The organism is Moraxella tetraodonis, from assembly GCF_022359095.1.
GTDB lineage: Bacteria > Pseudomonadota > Gammaproteobacteria > Pseudomonadales > Moraxellaceae > Faucicola > Faucicola tetraodonis.
Genome location: NZ_JACSYB010000003.1, coordinates 25,035 through 41,243 on the forward strand (window position 1 = coordinate 25,035; position 16,209 = coordinate 41,243).

The 16,209-nt window shown below is 40.8% G+C and carries 18 protein-coding genes; 14 read left to right on the top strand and 4 right to left on the bottom strand.

Annotated features, from left to right (window positions below; translation table 11 throughout):
• Positions 1-96 precede the first annotated feature (96 nt).
• From H9W84_RS11220 to H9W84_RS11235, 4 genes are all read left to right on the top strand, one after another.
• Positions 97-1,107 carry a replication initiation protein gene (locus H9W84_RS11220; protein ID WP_060996129.1) on the top strand — a complete coding sequence of 337 codons (1,011 nt, stop codon included), beginning with the start codon at positions 97-99 and terminating at the stop codon, positions 1,105-1,107.
• Between the two features lie 219 nt (positions 1,108-1,326).
• The gene (locus H9W84_RS11225; protein ID WP_239743884.1) at positions 1,327-1,974 is read left to right on the top strand and encodes an AAA family ATPase; all 648 of its coding nucleotides are present in this window, start codon (positions 1,327-1,329) and stop codon (positions 1,972-1,974) included.
• Complete coding sequence (locus H9W84_RS11230) at positions 1,974-2,267, top strand: hypothetical protein (protein ID WP_095356949.1); 294 nt, start codon at positions 1,974-1,976, stop codon at positions 2,265-2,267. Before H9W84_RS11225 ends, H9W84_RS11230 begins: the two co-directional genes overlap by 1 nt.
• A gap of 135 nt (positions 2,268-2,402) precedes the next feature.
• Complete coding sequence (locus tag H9W84_RS11235) at positions 2,403-3,956, top strand: ATP-binding protein (protein WP_099808664.1); 1,554 nt, start codon at positions 2,403-2,405, stop codon at positions 3,954-3,956.
• Between the two features lie 169 nt (positions 3,957-4,125).
• Here the strand turns inward: H9W84_RS11235 and tnpA are convergent, their stop codons facing one another.
• Positions 4,126-4,536, bottom strand: a complete 411-nt coding sequence (tnpA, locus tag H9W84_RS11240; RefSeq protein ID WP_239742470.1) for an IS200/IS605 family transposase — start codon at positions 4,534-4,536, stop codon at positions 4,126-4,128.
• Between the two features lie 48 nt (positions 4,537-4,584).
• Between tnpA and H9W84_RS11245 the strand changes: the two genes are divergently transcribed.
• The 10 genes from H9W84_RS11245 to tnpC (H9W84_RS11290) all read left to right on the top strand — a co-directional run bounded on the left by H9W84_RS11245 (position 4,585) and on the right by tnpC (H9W84_RS11290) (position 12,620).
• Entirely contained in the window at positions 4,585-5,688 is a 1,104-nt protein-coding gene (locus tag H9W84_RS11245) for an RNA-guided endonuclease InsQ/TnpB family protein (protein WP_239742468.1), read from the top strand.
• 188 nt (positions 5,689-5,876) lie between these two features.
• Positions 5,877-6,515: a recombinase family protein gene (locus tag H9W84_RS11250; RefSeq protein WP_239743886.1), complete on the top strand. Its 639-nt coding sequence runs from the start codon at positions 5,877-5,879 to the stop codon at positions 6,513-6,515.
• A 106-nt stretch (positions 6,516-6,621) separates the two neighbouring features.
• Complete coding sequence (locus H9W84_RS11255) at positions 6,622-6,918, top strand: BrnT family toxin (protein ID WP_050326027.1); 297 nt, start codon at positions 6,622-6,624, stop codon at positions 6,916-6,918.
• Positions 6,890-7,195 carry a BrnA antitoxin family protein gene (locus H9W84_RS11260; RefSeq protein ID WP_239743888.1) on the top strand — a complete coding sequence of 102 codons (306 nt, stop codon included), beginning with the start codon at positions 6,890-6,892 and terminating at the stop codon, positions 7,193-7,195. Before H9W84_RS11255 ends, H9W84_RS11260 begins: the two co-directional genes overlap by 29 nt.
• Before the next feature lie 149 nt (positions 7,196-7,344).
• Positions 7,345-7,752: a transposase gene (locus tag H9W84_RS11265; protein WP_050326029.1), complete on the top strand. Its 408-nt coding sequence runs from the start codon at positions 7,345-7,347 to the stop codon at positions 7,750-7,752.
• Positions 7,749-8,099 (top strand): IS66 family insertion sequence element accessory protein TnpB, encoded by a 351-nt coding sequence (gene tnpB / locus H9W84_RS11270; RefSeq protein ID WP_050326030.1) that lies wholly within the window; start codon positions 7,749-7,751, stop codon positions 8,097-8,099. The genes H9W84_RS11265 and tnpB (H9W84_RS11270) overlap by 4 nt, the downstream gene beginning before the upstream one ends.
• A gap of 42 nt (positions 8,100-8,141) precedes the next feature.
• Positions 8,142-9,863, top strand: a complete 1,722-nt coding sequence (tnpC, locus tag H9W84_RS11275) for an IS66 family transposase (RefSeq protein ID WP_050326031.1) — start codon at positions 8,142-8,144, stop codon at positions 9,861-9,863.
• A 147-nt stretch (positions 9,864-10,010) separates the two neighbouring features.
• Positions 10,011-10,388, top strand: coding sequence for a transposase (locus H9W84_RS11280; protein ID WP_239743825.1), 378 nt, complete (start codon positions 10,011-10,013; stop codon positions 10,386-10,388).
• Between the two features lie 41 nt (positions 10,389-10,429).
• Positions 10,430-10,801, top strand: coding sequence for an IS66 family insertion sequence element accessory protein TnpB (gene tnpB / locus H9W84_RS11285; protein ID WP_050325883.1), 372 nt, complete (start codon positions 10,430-10,432; stop codon positions 10,799-10,801).
• Between the two features lie 79 nt (positions 10,802-10,880).
• On the top strand, positions 10,881-12,620 hold the full coding sequence (gene tnpC / locus H9W84_RS11290) for an IS66 family transposase (RefSeq protein ID WP_050325882.1): 1,740 nt from the start codon (positions 10,881-10,883) through the stop codon (positions 12,618-12,620).
• A 245-nt stretch (positions 12,621-12,865) separates the two neighbouring features.
• Here the strand turns inward: tnpC (H9W84_RS11290) and lgt are convergent, their stop codons facing one another.
• The 3 genes from lgt to H9W84_RS11305 form a co-directional block, all read right to left on the bottom strand.
• A complete protein-coding gene (lgt, locus tag H9W84_RS11295; RefSeq protein WP_011959981.1) occupies positions 12,866-13,750 on the bottom strand; it encodes a prolipoprotein diacylglyceryl transferase in 885 nt (294 codons plus the stop codon).
• 183 nt (positions 13,751-13,933) lie between these two features.
• Positions 13,934-15,406: an ATP-binding protein gene (locus H9W84_RS11300; RefSeq protein ID WP_007117300.1), complete on the bottom strand. Its 1,473-nt coding sequence runs from the start codon at positions 15,404-15,406 to the stop codon at positions 13,934-13,936.
• A gap of 1 nt (position 15,407) precedes the next feature.
• Positions 15,408-16,142: a heavy metal response regulator transcription factor gene (locus tag H9W84_RS11305; protein WP_007117299.1), complete on the bottom strand. Its 735-nt coding sequence runs from the start codon at positions 16,140-16,142 to the stop codon at positions 15,408-15,410.
• Between the last annotated feature and the right edge of the window lie 67 nt (positions 16,143-16,209).

A 16,209-nucleotide genomic window follows, 5' to 3' on the forward strand; every position in this document is an offset into this window, starting at 1 on the left:
ACTTTAATGGGACGGATTGACTACTTTAATGGGACGGATTGACTACTTTAATGGGACTATGATATTTTGTGTCCTATTAATTATTGGAATTTTGCCATGAGTAATGATCTAATTGTGAAATCTAATGTAGTTATCACTGCCAGTTATCACTTAACTGCAAATGAACAACGCTTGATTCTTTCTGCAATTTCTCAAATACCTAAAGGTGTGGAAGTTCAAGATGAAGAGGTTTATACCGTCGAAGTCAGCGATTTTATTGAAATGGGTGTGCATCCTAAAACTGCATATAGAGAAATGCGTGAAGCGGCTGAACGTTTGTATGAACGTTCTATTGTATTAAAAGTAGGTGACGATGTACTAAAAACTCGCTGGGTACAGGATATGGGAGTTGGAACTGGCGAAGGTATGATTAAACTTGCTCAAAGTTTAGGATTACAACCAACTAAAATGCCTAATAATCAGCATTTTGTGGTTCTTAGATTTAGTAAATCAATTTTGCCCTATTTGAGCAATTTATCAGCTAATTTTACCCAATATTTAAAACAAGATATTGCAGGGCTTAGTAGCTCGTATAGTATTAGATTCTTTGAATTACTCATGCAATTTAAAGATACAGGGTTTCGAAAAATCACAATTGAAGATTTAAGAGAGTTTCTTGATCTTGGTGACAAATACCCTGCAACCAAAGATTTGAAAGTACGAGTTATTGAAACTGCAGTCAATGAAATTAATGAAAAAACTAAAATTAATGTTGAATATAAACTTGTAAAAACGGGAAAAAAATTCACTCATCTTGAGCTAAAATTCAAATTAAAAGCTCAAGCTAAAAAAACTGCTCAACCTGTTGGTAAGACAATTGATATGTTTGAGTCAGAGAAAAAAAATCCTCTAGCACTATCATGGCAAATAAAAGGACTATCAGATGGTCAAATTAATAAATTGGCCAAATTTAAAAAGGAGTTTCTAGATGCTAATAGTAGTTTACTCGCAAGCAATGATAGTAGAAGTTATGATGAAGTTTTTAATAGTTGGCGTGTCTTACTAAAAGACCCTACTAGTGTTAAAAAATTTAAAAATATTCAAGAAATATTAGAAAGAAGTTGGTAGAAATACGTCCTATTTAATCATATAATTCATTACATAAGTTAATGCTAATGAGTAACTTGCGTAAGTAATTTCATTAAATAATATTACATCTATGTGAAAAATTAATTTAAATCAATAAATTATATATGATAAAATTTTGAATAAATTAATTAACTTACGTAACTTAAATATGTTAAAATGGTTATGTAACTTTAATAACTTAGATAAAAGGTGTAACTTATGATAGTTTTAATTGGCGGTGAAAAAGGTGGTTCAGGCAAGAGCTGCTTAGCTCAAAATATTGCAGTTTATTTGCAGAATAGAAATCGAGACATCTTATTGTTAGATGCTGACCCGCAGGGTACAACGACTGACTGGGTAAAAGAGCGGGAGCAAAACCAAATTTCTAAAACACTCCCATCAGTGCAATGCTCAGGTAATATTAGACAAACACTAATTGATTTGTCAAAGCGTTATCAAGATATTGTCATTGATGCAGGTGGTCAAGATTCTGAAGCCTTACGTTCTGCTATGACTGTTGCAACCCATATGTTGTTGCCTTTTAGACCTAAACGTCGGGATTTAAAAACACTGGCACACATGGAAAATCTGGTGAAAATGGCAAAAGCCATCAATCCTAATTTAAAAGCAAAAGCCGTCATGACACAATGTCCAACTTTGCCCAGTCAATTCCAGCGTATCACCGATGCTAAAGATGCTTGTGAATCCTTTAATATTCCAGCTCTTCAAAATTTCACCAGTAATCGTAATATTTATGATGACGCTGATGAAAACGGATTTACAGTATTTGAAGCCAAAGGTGATACAGATGGTAAAGCCAGTGCAGAAATTGTAGCGATTGCCGAAGAGTTTTTAGGAGAAGTATAATGGGTTTAGGTGATTTAAAGAAAAAAGGTTATAACGCTGATATCTCTGTCGATAGTTTTATTGGGGGGGCGAATACCCATTCGCTACAAAAAGAATCGAAGGCTAAATATATTCGCCAAACTTTTTCACTTACTCAAGAAGTCAGTGATCAAATTGATGAATTACTTGTAAAAAGTAGGGTCGCTCGTGCTAATCGTTCGATAATTGTCAAAACAGCGATTCAGCAGCTAAGCTTTCTTTCAGAAGAACAATTAAATTTAGCAGTTCTTGCAACAAAAAATGAAGAAAGTTAAATAACTTAAGTAAGTTATATATTTTAGTAAATGTTATAACTTACTTTTTATGGATAACTTACATAACTTACTCTTGGGAAATAAGTTTATTAAGTTATTAAAATTATCTTGTGATTCTTAGTGGGGATCTAATAAATGGTAAAAAAACAATTTCCTATCGGCATCCAAAATTTAGCCGAACTAAGACAAGGTAACTATTATTACGTCGATAAAACGGCCAAAATCATTGAACTAATTAATACTAGTAAATATATTTTTTTATCAAGACCTAGACGGTTTGGCAAAAGCCTGACCCTTGATACTATTGCTGAAATATTTGCCGGTAACAAGGCGCTATTCACTGGATTATATGCTGAACATCACTGGCAATGGGAGCAATCCTATCCTGTTATTCGCATTAGCTTTGATGGCGGTATAGAAGGTTACGATGACTTATCTCTTGCTTTATCGGACATTTTAACGGCTTTAGAAGAAAGATGGCGTATTACTAATAGCTTAAAAACGATTAGTGGTAGGTTTCAAGCACTCATTCAGCATTGCCATGAAACAACAGGGCAAAAAGTTGTCATATTGATAGATGAATACGATAAGCCGATTTTAGACAGTTTGCAGAATTCAGAAAAATCTATTATTGTCCGTAATCAATTAAGGGATTTTTATTCCGTTATTAAAGGTCAAGATGCCCATATACAATTTGCCATGCTCACAGGCGTTTCTAAATTTAGTAAAATCAATCTATTTTCAGGTTTAAATAATCTATACGATGTTACCTTAGATGAAAGATTCTCAGCACTTTGTGGTTACACCCAATCTGAGCTTGAAAACGTATTCGCTGTAGAATTAGATAAAGTGGATCTTGAAGAGTTAAAAAAATGGTATAACGGCTATAATTGGACAGGTGAAGCAGTCTATAACCCCTTTGACGTCTTACTGTTTTTAAGTAACCCACAAAAGCTCTATAAAAACTACTGGGTAGAAACAGGTAATGCAACCTTCTTAATGGATAAGCTATTAAATGAAAACATCCATATCCATCAACTGATTGGTAGACTTATTGATAGTCAAAACCTATCACAATTTGAAATAAGCGATATCAGTATCATCGCTTTACTATTTCAAACGGGTTATCTCACCATTGATAAAATGCTGTTAAAACCCAGTGTACGTTATACCCTAAAATTTCCCAACATTGAAGTACAACAAAGCTTATCGGAATCACTGCTATTAAAATACATCGCCCATGCCAAAGATGATATGTTACTCAAACAAAGTGAACTTTACGAAGCGATTGTTCAGCATAATCTTGATGGCATTGAAAGCATCATCCAAGCATTTTTTAGTAGCATTCCCCATAACTGGCACAGAAATAATCCGATTGCCAATTACGAAGGCTATTGGGCCAGCGTCTTCTACGCACTGTTTGCCAGTTTAGGCTTTCAAACCATCACAGAAGACGCAACAAGTCTTGGTAACATCGACATGACACTCATCATTGGAGACCACGTTTACATTTTTGAATTTAAAGTCGTGAATGGTAAAAACGCTCAACCACAAGGAACCGCCTTAGCTCAAATACAACAGAAGCGTTATGCTGACAAATACACAACACCCAGTCGTATCATTCATCAGATAGGTATAGAATTCCATAGAGAAACGCATGCTGTAATATTTGATAGGGGAGAAGGGTAAACTAAATATACTTAGCCTAAGCTAAAAATTTTACATCACCTAGGCTATGCTAATCGTAGCGATTTTTATTAAAAACTCATCACTGTTTATCTTCCGTTGCCGTAAAACCACCGACTTCAGGCGGTGGATATAAGGCAACTCCGCAATCATGCTTACACACAGATGGTATTTAGTGCGGTGTATTCTGCTGTTCAATGTACTGGCGTATAATTTCAATTGGAGCACCGCCACAACTACCTGCAAAATAACTAGGCGACCACAACGCTTCTCCCCATAACTGCTCTTTAATAGACGGATATTCTTTTTTACGCAATAACCGACTAGACACGCCTTTCAAGCTATTCACCAAACTAGAAATAGCCACTTTGGGCGGATAAACCACCAGTAAATGCACATGGTCACTTTCACCGTCAAACTCTACTAGTTGCGCCTTAAACTTTGAACAAACTTTCTCAAAGATAACCTGCATGTCGTCTAAAATCTCTTTAGTGAATACTTTTTTGCGGTATTTAGCCACAAAGACCAAATGCACATGAAGATTGTAAACAACGTGCCTACCAAGTCTTAAATCGTTTGACATATATTTAGACCAACTATAGAATATAAAAATCTAATTATACTTGAACCCATGAAAACACTCAAGCTACGCATACGAGATAAACACGCAGACCAATTAAACCGCCTAAGCGGTTCGGTCAATTTCGTGTGGAATTATGTCAATGATTTGAGTTACAGACACCTACAAAAAACTGGCAAATTCTTTAGTGCTTATGACCTAAACGACTACACCAAAGGTAGCGGTGAGTTACTTGGTTTACATTCTCAAACTATTCAAGCCATCAATGAAACCCACACCAAAAGCCGTAAGCAATCCAAAAAAGCTAAATTATCATGGCGAACCAACAACCCAAAATCAAAGCGTAAAAACTTAGGTTGGCTACCATTCAAACAATCCGCCATTAAGCACATTGCCACACACCAAACTGGTAAAAAGGGCTTAAAATCTACCTTACAACTATCTTTAGCCAAAGGGCAAAAGCTAGTCATTGATCTATGGGACAGCTACAACCTTAGCCTATATCAAATCAACACGCTGGAAATTGTCCAAGACAGCCGTAACCGTTGGTATGCCTGTATTACCGTCAAACAATACCCTAAAACTACTTGCGGAATGGGTAGCGTTGGGATTGATTTAGGCTTAAAAGACAGTGCCACCGCCTCAAATGGCGATAAACTACAAATCAAGCAAACGCTCAAATATGCCAAAGCGTTAGCCACCGCCCAACGTGCCAAAAACAAACAGCGTGTCAAAGCGATCCATGCCAAAATCAAACATACACGGCAAGACCTAATCCACAAATTCACCACTCAATTAGTCAAAGACAATGCCCTAATCGTGGTAGGTGACGTTAGAACTACCCAATTTAACAGTAAAAAAGGCAAACTAGCCAAATCGGTTTACGATGCAGGTTGGTTTGAACTCAAAAGGCAACTGAATTACAAATGCGAGAACGCAGGTTGCCGTTTTGAAATCGTGAATGAGAAATACACTACCCAAACTTGCTCGTGCTGTGGCGATATGTCCAGTAGTCCGAAAGGTAGAGCAGGTTTGCGAATAAGAGAATGGACTTGTGCAACGTGTGGCACACGGCATGATAGAGATATTAACGCCAGTCAGAACATTCTTGCGGTTGGGCTTAACCGTCTTGTAGAAGGAATCCCCTCACTTTAGGGAGGGGAGGAAGTCAATAAAGCATAGAATCAATGCATAAACTCTGTTAAGTATTAAACTACTATAAATTTGCTTGATAATCCCGACAACCTATTGTTTTTCGTGAAATTGTAAATCAGCGCCAATTCGGCGCTTTTTTATTTCATTTATTTCACGATAAAGCCAAATAAATCTAAATATGATAAGATATGATAATTATCATTTATCGTGAGAAATTTATCATGAGTTTAATCGGTTATGCTCGAGTATCCACATCGGAAGGAAAACAACTCCTTGACCGTCAAGTTGATGCGTTAACAGAAATCGGCTGTGAGCGAATTTTTGAAGACAAAGCATCAGGCAGTAATTCCCAACGTAAAGGATTGGATGATTGTCTCAACTATTTAAGAAAGGGCGATGTGTTGGTTGTTTTGGATTTGGATAGGTTAGGGCGGTTAGCCAGCGACCTAATCAAACTCATTGATGAACTGGCTGAGAAAGATATTGGTTTTAAAGCCATCAATTCACCGATGGATACCACCACCCCTGCAGGTCGGGCGTTTTTACAAATTCAAGCCGCATTTGCTGAGATGGAACGTAATATTATCCGCCAACGAGTGAAAGAGGGCATTGCTGCAGCTCGGGCTCGCGGACGTAAAGGCGGAAGACCTAGAATCATGACGGCTGAGAAACTTCGCTATACCCAGCATTTAATGGCTGACCAAACTAAAAGTATTCCGGCGATTTGTAGGGAGCTGGGCGATATTCCCAGCAGTACGCTATATCATTATGTAACGGCGAAAGGGGAGTTGAAAAAGGCAGGGTTAGATTTGTTAGCACATGAATAATTATCAGTAAGCATGAGCAAGTTATCTTGACGATTTGGCATTTTACTACTAAGATTTACAAAAATGTATTTACAATACTAAATAGATTGATTTAAAGTAGGCTTAAATGAATTTTTCTTGGGATGAGAATAAGGCTGCCAGTAACTTTGAAAAACATAGTATTAGCTTTGAAGAAGCCATGCTCGTATTTGCTGACCCTTTTCTTTTGATGAGCCAAGATAGAATCGAAAATGGTGAAATGCGATGGCAGAGTATAGGAGAAATTGAAGGCATTGCTGTTATTCTGGTTGCCCATACTTGGTTTGATGATGACGGTGAGGAGTATATCCGTATTATTTCAGCCCGTCCTGCAGATAAAAAGGAGAAAAGACGTTATGAGCAAAATCGTTACTCGAAGTATTGATTTAACCAATCCGCCTAAATTAAGCAAAGAAGCAAAGGCTCGTCTTGCTAAATTAAATGAGGCAGACATTGACTATTATGATATCCCACCGTTGACGGATGAATTTTGGGCGAACGCTGTTAGCAATCCGCTTTATAAGCCAACCAAACAAATCGCCACGGTACGCATAGACAGTGACGTATTGCTATGGCTCAAGTCTCCAGGCAAGGGCTATCAAACTCGGATGAATGCTATTTTAAGACAGGCCATGTTGACTGAGTTGGCAGAAACGCATTAGTCGCCTATGATATCGGCTAGCCCAAGTTTTTGCTTTAAAGCTAGATTTATAAGTTTGTTAGACGCTGTGTAAGCATCCGACCATCCCATCTTTTCCACACATAAGAAATTAGAGATAGTGTCCATGATTAAACAATCGTGGACACGAAGATGATACAAGACACACTAAAAAAACCCAAACGTAAGAACTACAGCGACGAATTCAAAGAATTTCTTGTGCAAGAAGCAATAAGCTCAGGGCGGTCGATAGCGAGTATAGCCAGAGACAATGGCATCAACCAAAACCTATTGCATAACTGGAAACGGCAAAATCGAGCCAAGATAATACAAGCACCCGAGAATACCTTACCTGCTATTACTCACGAGCCTAGCACTCCGTCAAATTTTATTCCCATTACGTTAGACTCACAGCAGAGCTTCAACTCAGCATCACTAGCAATAGCCACCATTCAAAGCGTTCAGCTCCAAATACCCACACGAGACACCTCACCGATTAGACTTAGCATCGAACAAATCGACACCCGTAGTCTTATTGAACTACTGCGGGGCTTACAATGATACAAATCACCCAAATCTGGCTATCGACTACAGCCATGGACATGCGAAGTGGCAGCAACAAACTCATTGCCCACATCATCAAACACCACCAAGGCATCAAGCCGCACTGTGCCTACCTGTTTTACAACAAAACAGGCACACGGCTAAAAGTGCTAGTACATGACGGACTGGGAGTTTGGCTATGTACCCGTCAGCTTGATGACAGCAAATTTCACGGACTTGGTAAACAGCTTAACTTAGCATCTGCTCAAACAGGACTGACTATCAACCAAGAACAATTCAACGCTCTCATTAATGGACTACCTTGGCACAATCTGGGCAAAGACCTACTCACACCCCTAATATAAACAACAGGTGACAGCCTACCCAAACTATGGCAACATACTGCCATGACTGATGCCCATTCACCCGACTTAGCCTACCAACTAGCGCAAGCACTGGCTAAAATTGCCCTGCTTGAGCAACAAAGCGAAGAGATACGTCAGCAAGTGCGTCAACAAGAGCGACAACGATACGAACAACAACTGCGTCAGCTCCAAATCCAAATTGCCCAACTCATCGAAAAACAAAAGCTGCTGATTCATCACTTATTTGGGCAAAAGAGTGAAGGCTTAACCCCAAAGCAAGCACGTCTCAACCAAGAAACTGCCCTAGAAGACCTATCTGCCCTAGAACAAACCCAAAACAACATTCAACATGACCTAAGCCAAGGCCAATCTACCCAATTACAGACTGATGAAACCCCTGACGCTGAAACGTTAGCCACGCAGAGCCAAGCAGAGAACGATAGCAATCAAACTGATACGCCTAAAGCTAAAATCAAACGCGGGCGGCGGATAGTTATCCCTGACAACCTAGAAGTCAGAACTGTCATTCACAAGCCTAAATCAATCACTTGCGATTGTGGCTGTCAAATGCAGCAAATTGGGGAAGACATACAGGACAAACTAGGCTTTATTCCCAAACAGTTTTACCGTGAACGCCATATTTATCCCAAATACACCTGCAAGGATTGCCAATCCCACAATCAAACTCTGGTACAAGCATCGACGCCCGCTCAAATCATTGATAAAAGCATCGCCACCCCTGAGTTACTGGCGCATATCTTGATTAGCAAGTATGCTGACCATCAGCCACTATATCGACAAAACCTTATCTATCAGCGAAGTGGGGTTTATCTATCGGATTCCACCATGGCAGATTGGGTGGGACGCTGTGGTGTAGCACTTGAGCCATTAGTCATGCGTTTACATGACATCCTGTTATCACAGCCAATTCTACATGCGGATGAAACCCCTGTGACGATTATGAAGGTGAATGGTAAATCACCCAAGCAAGGCTATGTGTGGGCGTATGTAACGCCACAGCACAGTAAACTTAAAGCAGTGGTTTATGACTTTGCCGAAAGCAGACGAAATGAGCATCCCAAAGCCTTTTTATCTAAGTGGCAGGGTAAGCTCATTTGCGATGATTACAACGGCTATAAGTTTCTATTTAGTCCATCAAGACAGCAAGGTGTGATTGAAGTCGGTTGTATGGCGCATGCACGGCGTAAGTTTCATGAGCTGCATGTGACAGGGCAAAGTATTGTCAGTGAAGAGGCATTAAACTTCTTTCAACGCTTGTATGCCATAGAGCGTGAAATTGATGAGCTATTTGAGAAAAATGCGCTACCTTCACCCAGAAATGCTCAAACCGTATGGCAAATTAGACAAGCTAAGGCAAAACCCATTGCTGATGCTTTACATCAGTGGCTACTGGAAAACAGGCCGTTAGCTTCTAAGAATTCAGCGATTGCTCGCGCGATTGATTATTGTTTGAAACGTTGGAAAGCGCTTATCCAATACTTGAATGATGGCAGTTTGCCGATTGATAATAACTGGGCTGAGAATCAGATGCGTCCGTGGGCTTTAGGTCGAAAAAATTGGTTGTTCGCTGGTTCTTTGCGAAGTGGTCAGCGCGCAGCGGTGATTATGTCGTTAATTCAGTCAGCTAAGTTAAATGGGTTGGATGCGTTTGCTTATCTGTCTGATGTGCTTAGACGGCTGCCAACCCATAAAGATAAGGATATTGATGAGCTGCTGCCTCATGTGTGGCAATCCCCACAATAGGGAATGGTCGGATGCTTACGACGCTGTTTGATATACGGGTTAATATATGAAAACAGGGGCTTTTTGCGTAAGCATCCGACCATCCCATCTACCACCATTCTAAAAAATACGAGATAGTGCCCACTAAAAAATGAAGTGGGCACTAGAATGGCACAAATAGACATAACCAAACCGAAGCGACGAACGTACAGCAAAGAGCTCAAAGCCTATCTCGTAGAACAAGCCTTAACAGGCGAACGCTCGATAGCGAGGCTAGCTCAAGGTCATGGCATTAACCCAAACTTATTGCAGAAATGGATAAAAGCTGCCAGAGACGAGAAAATCGCAGCAACTCAACCATTAGCCAACCCAAACTTCGATATTAACCTCATTGAACATGAGCCTGTCTTTCTGCCTATCACCCTGCAATCTAGAAGCCATCACGAACAAACACCACAAGCAACTGCCTTAGCTCAAACCATCACAGGCGTAGAACTACAAATTCCCAGCCATAACGGGACGCCCATAAAACTCACCATCGACTAAATTGACAATTACAGCCTTATTGAATTACTGCGGGGGCTACAATGAACCCCCTTATCAACCCCCAACAAATTTGGCTATCCACCACTCCCATGGACATGCGAAGTGGCAGTAATAAACTACTCGCCTTCATCCTACAGCACCACCCAGGCATCCGCCCAAACTGTGCCTACCTATTTTACAACAAAGCAGGCACCCGGCTAAAAATACTCATCCATGACGGCCTGGGCATATGGCTATGCACCCGAGCACTGGATGATGGCAAATTTCACGGACTTGGCGAACGTCTCATGCGACATCACAGCCTAACCAACCCAACCACAGGACTTACCATTAGTCATGAGCAATTTAACGCCTTGGTTAGTGGACTGTCTTGGCATAACCTAGGCAAAGATATACTCACCCCGCTTACCTGACTTTAGCATAAAGCCGCTAAATCTCAACTATCACCGCCTATTTACTGACAATGCAGAGCGGTTATGGCAAACTCATACCATGACCACCGCCCACCCATCCGACCCAACTGCGCCAAGCTATGCTGATTTATTAGCCCAAAACGCTCGGCTTCAACAGCAGCTTGACGCACAAAAACAACATTACCAACAGCAAGCAGCGCAACTCAAACAGCAATACCAACAACAAATGGACGCTCAAAGGCAGCAATACGAAGCTAAGCTTGCTCGCATTAACCAAGAGCTCACTGACGCCATCACCAAACAGCAACGTCTTATCCATCGGCTGTTTGGGCAAAAAAGCGAAGGCTTAACCCCCAAACAAGACCACCTAAACAAAGAAACCGCCCTAGAAGACCTAGCCTTGCTTGAACAAGCCCATGACAACTTCTTAGCCAATCTTAGCGATGACGAGCGAGCCAAACTGGTTGCTAGCAAGCCGATTGATACGCAAGAAAAAGGCACACAATCAGAAACACCAACCAAACCCAAACGACAAAAACGCCTCGTTATCCCTGACAACCTCGACATTCACACCATCATCCACGAACCACCGTCAACCACCTGTGAATGTGGCTGTCAAATGACGCAAATTGGTCAAGATGTTCAAGACAAACTCGGCTTTAAGCCAAAGCAGTTTTACCGAGAGCGTCATGTTTATCCTAAATACATTTGCCGTAACGCTGAGTGTAACCGTGAAAAGCTGGTTCAAGCCAAAACCGACGCCCAAATCATCGATAAAAGCATTGCCACGCCTGCGCTACTGGCTCATGTGCTTATCAGTAAATACGCTGACCATTTACCCCTGTATCGCCAAAGCCTGATTTATCACCGTAGCGGGGTGTATTTATCTGATTCAACCTTGGCAGATTGGGTGGGACGTTGTGGGGTACAGCTTGGGTTTTTAGTTAATCGCTTACGCCAGATGATACTTACCCAACCGATTCTGCATGCCGATGAAACCCCAATAAAGGTGTTAAATGGCTATGGGGTAAAAGACGTGAAAGGCAAACTAAAGCAAGGCTATGTGTGGGCGTATGTGACCCCAAAGCACAGCCCAATCAAAGCGGTGGTGTATGATTTTGCCCAAGGTCGGGGTAGTGAGTATCCCAATGCTTTTCTGCAGGGCTTTAAGGGCAAGCTTGTTTGCGACGGCTATAACGGCTATAAGCCATTATTTGGGCGAGGGGTGATTGAAGTGGGTTGTATGGCCCATGCTAGGCGTAAGTTTCATGAGCTTCATGTGACAGGGCAGAGTCTTATTAGCATTGAGGCATTAGAACTGTTTCAAACCCTGTATGCCGTTGAACGGGAGATTGATGAGCGGTTTGAGAAAAACCAAACCCCACTGCCCAGAGATGCTCAAATAGTTAGGCAAGTCAGGCAAGAGAAGGCAAAACCAGTTGCGGATAAACTTTATGCGTGGTTACAACAGAAACGCTTAGGCACGACTAAGAATGCCAGTATTACTAAGGCAATTGAGTATTGTTTGAAACGCTGGACGGCGTTAACTCACTATTTGGATGATGGCAATTTGCCGATTGATAATAATTGGGCAGAGAATCAGATGCGCCCTTGGGCTCTCGGGCGTAAGAATTGGTTGTTCGCAGGGTCGCTTGAGAGCGGTCAGCGGGCGGCTAGTATTATGTCGCTTATCCAGTCAGCTAGATTGAATGGTCTTGACCCGTATGCGTATTTGGCAGATGTGTTGAGTCGTCTGCCGACGCATCCTGATAGCCAGATTGATGAGCTGCTACCACATGTCTGGATACCACCTCAATAGGGGTATGGTCGGGGGCTTACCTTTTTGCCCCTGTTTTTTTGCTCAAAATAAAAGGTCTAAAAAACCAACGTTTTTTAGACACCTTGACCTTTATCAATTTTAAAAATACTCGACTAAATTCCTTAACGTACTATTTTCTCCGAATTCTGGGGTAACCCCTAACATAGGTATTAATTCTGCAAATGGAATGTATCTTGTTAGAACTGCATTTATATTTATTTGTTCATGCACCTCGATACTTATTTCTAATATGCAGACTGCTTACCCCAATCATAAATACCGCGTTTGTAAGCATAAATCAGCATGATTAAGCCGGCGATAATCATCGGCGCGCTTAAGATTTGCCCTTTGGTCATCCAACCTAATAATATGAATCCTTGGTCAGCATCTGGCTGGCGGAAGAATTCAATGATAAAGCGGCTGATGCCATAGCCTAGTAAGAATACAGCGGAGGCAGCCATACGTGGACGTGGTTTTGATGAATACCACCATAAGAATATAAATAGCAGCAGACCTTCGGCAAAGGCTTCATATAGCTGTGATGGATGACGAGGCAATATGTATTGACCATTGACTTCAATCATCAATTCTTGCAATTGTGGATTGCTCTGTAATTGCTCCATATCAAACGCCGCGGCTTGCGGAAAGTAGGTCAGCCAGTTATAGCCACCGTCTGAGACACGACCCCATAATTCGCCATTGATATAGTTGCCGATACGCCCAAACAGTAAGCCGGTTGGTACACAAGGAACGATAAAATCGAATACTTGAAAGGTAGTCTTTTTATATTTACGGGCAAAGAACCACATACCTAGCATGACGCCGATAAAGCCGCCGTGGAAAGACATACCGCCTTCCCAGACTTTTAATATATAGGCAGGGTTTTGGAGTAATTCACCGAACTGATAAAACAGCACATAGCCAATACGACCGCCTAAGATGACACCAAGCGCGCCATAAAAGACTAAGTCAGAGACCATGTCGGTGGTCCAATTGTCGCGTTTGGTACTGCGATACCAAGCCAAACCGTAAGCGGCAGCAAAGGCTAGCAAATACATTAGCCCATACCAGTGCACTTCCAATGGACCCAAGGAAAGCGCTACGGGATCATACTGAGGATGAATCATCATAAAGGCATCATAATTATTGGTAATAGAATGTATGAAATAGGCTTATATAAGAAATTTTTTGTCCAACAATTGAAAAGTACAACTATCGCAAGTCAGAATCTCATCTTATGGATAGAGAGACCTTCCAAGTAAACTCGCCTTCGACCTAATCTGAGCGGTTCATAGACAGTATGAAGGTATTTACTACCTGGCAATCAACAACTTTACAGCAACCTCAAAAAGACACTCATCTTTGATAGTAATACTAACTTTGCCATTATGAGCATTGGCGATAGCTTGCACAATAGATAAGCCTAAGCCTGTTCCTGAATGCATCGTATTCGTTTTATCATGACGATAGAATCGCTCAAACAGTTTATCGGCTTCAATCTGATTTAATGGTTTGTCTAGACGGTTGGTCATAGTTATTCTTAACCAGAGCTGCTCTGGGGATTGAATATCGTCTTTTGGCGCATTAAGCGAGGTGCTTGAAGTGAGGACAGTAGCGGATATCATAATAGTGCTATTACTAGCCGCATAATAAATCGCATTTGACATCAGGTTGGCAAACAGCCGTTGCAATAAGCCTTTATCACCTAGTACTGTTTTAAAATCACCCGATTTTTCAAAGATTATCTCACGATCCTCAGCAATCATCTCATAATAATCTATAAGCTTTGTGATCAAGCTCTCTATATCGACATGACTGATTTGCGAATCACTCAGCTCTTTTTGAGTTTTTGCCAGTAATAACATATCGTTAATCATGGCGGATAACTGCTTTAACGTATCATGCTGATGATGCAATTGCTCAATGTATTCGTCGTTTTCTCTTGGCTTAGTTAACATGACTTGCGTTTGCGTACTCAGCGTCGCTATTGGCGTACGTAGCTCATGGGCGATATTGTCTGAAAACCGTGATAATGATTCAAAGTTACTTTCAAGCTTGACCATCATAGAATTATAAGACTCCGTTAGTGGACGTAATTCTAACGGCATATCGCCAACCACAATTCTTTCATCTAACCTTTGAAGATTAATGCCTTTCATCTTTTGTACGATAGTAGCTAGGGGAGCAAAACCCCAGTGTACACTTAGTGCTGCTACTGAAACCAATAATAAGGTAATGGCGATAAGTATCAAGCTCAGCTGGCGATTAAACTGGACAAGATATTGATGATGCACATCGATAGGTAGAGCAATAAATGCCAAAACCTCTTGATGTGTAACGATAATGGCTCGGTAATGCCTATTATTTATCTTGATCATAAACTGCTGATCGCGATAGTCCTGCAATAGTTGTAACAAGCTAAAATCTGCCGGTAGATCATTGATGAAATTACTGGGATTGCTGGACAATAAATTGCCGTTTTTGTCTGATATTAACGTTTTTAAATCATAGTCTAACCAAGAAGAATGTGGATGATTGACATCAATTAGCGCTTGCGACTTTGACACTGTAAAAGGTTCTATGTGATCGTTAAAATTCACCATGCGTTTACGCAGGTTAAAAGCTGCATGGGTAATAATCTCTGAGTCCATTTGCTCAAAGTGCTCGTTAACAGAGCGCTGAACCCATATATAAATAACAACTTGAGAGATAACAACAAATATTGTCAGTAAAAAAACAGTACGCCATAACAAAGGCCAGCGTCGATTCTTAAATTTATCTCTCATTTTATTTTAGATCATCTTTGTTGGTGTCATCGTCGCCCATGCTACTGTCTGCTCCGACATTCAGTGGCTCTAATCGATAGCCCATACCGCGTACTGTGTGAATAAGCTTGGTGTCAAAACCATCATCGATTTTTATCCGTAGCCGCCTTATAGCGACGTCAATGACATTTGTATCACTGTCAAAATTTATGTCCCATACTTGTGAGGCAATCACAGTGCGTGGCAGTACCTCACCTTGACGTTCTAAGAAAAATTGTAATAAAGCAAATTCTTTAGCAGTCAATTTTATATTAGTGTTGCCTCTATATACAGTGCGTTTAGCAATATCCATTTTTAGGTCAGCTATATGTATGACAGAGCTTTTATAGTCTGATTGATTGGCACGCCGCAATAGGCTTTTTATTCGGACAATTAGCTCGGCAAAAGCAAAAGGTTTGGTCAGATAATCATCGCCACCAATTTCAATGCCCTTAATCCGATCGCTTAAATCATCTTTAGCGGTTAAAAATAAAACAGGCGTATGCTTTCCAGCAGCACGGTAGCGCTGTATCAGCTCAAAGCCGCTGACGTCAGGCAGCATCACATCCATCACCACCACACTAAAATCTTCAGTCATTAACGCATGATAGCCATCTAAACCTGTCATGTGATGATCCACGATGAAACCGGCCTCAGTTAAGCCTTTCTTAATATATTCTCCAAGGTTTTTCTCATCTTCTACTAACAGTACTTTCATCGTTGCTTACCTTTATATCATTATAGTTGTCAACAGCGTATCACTAACATTGTTAGCTTATCAGCCA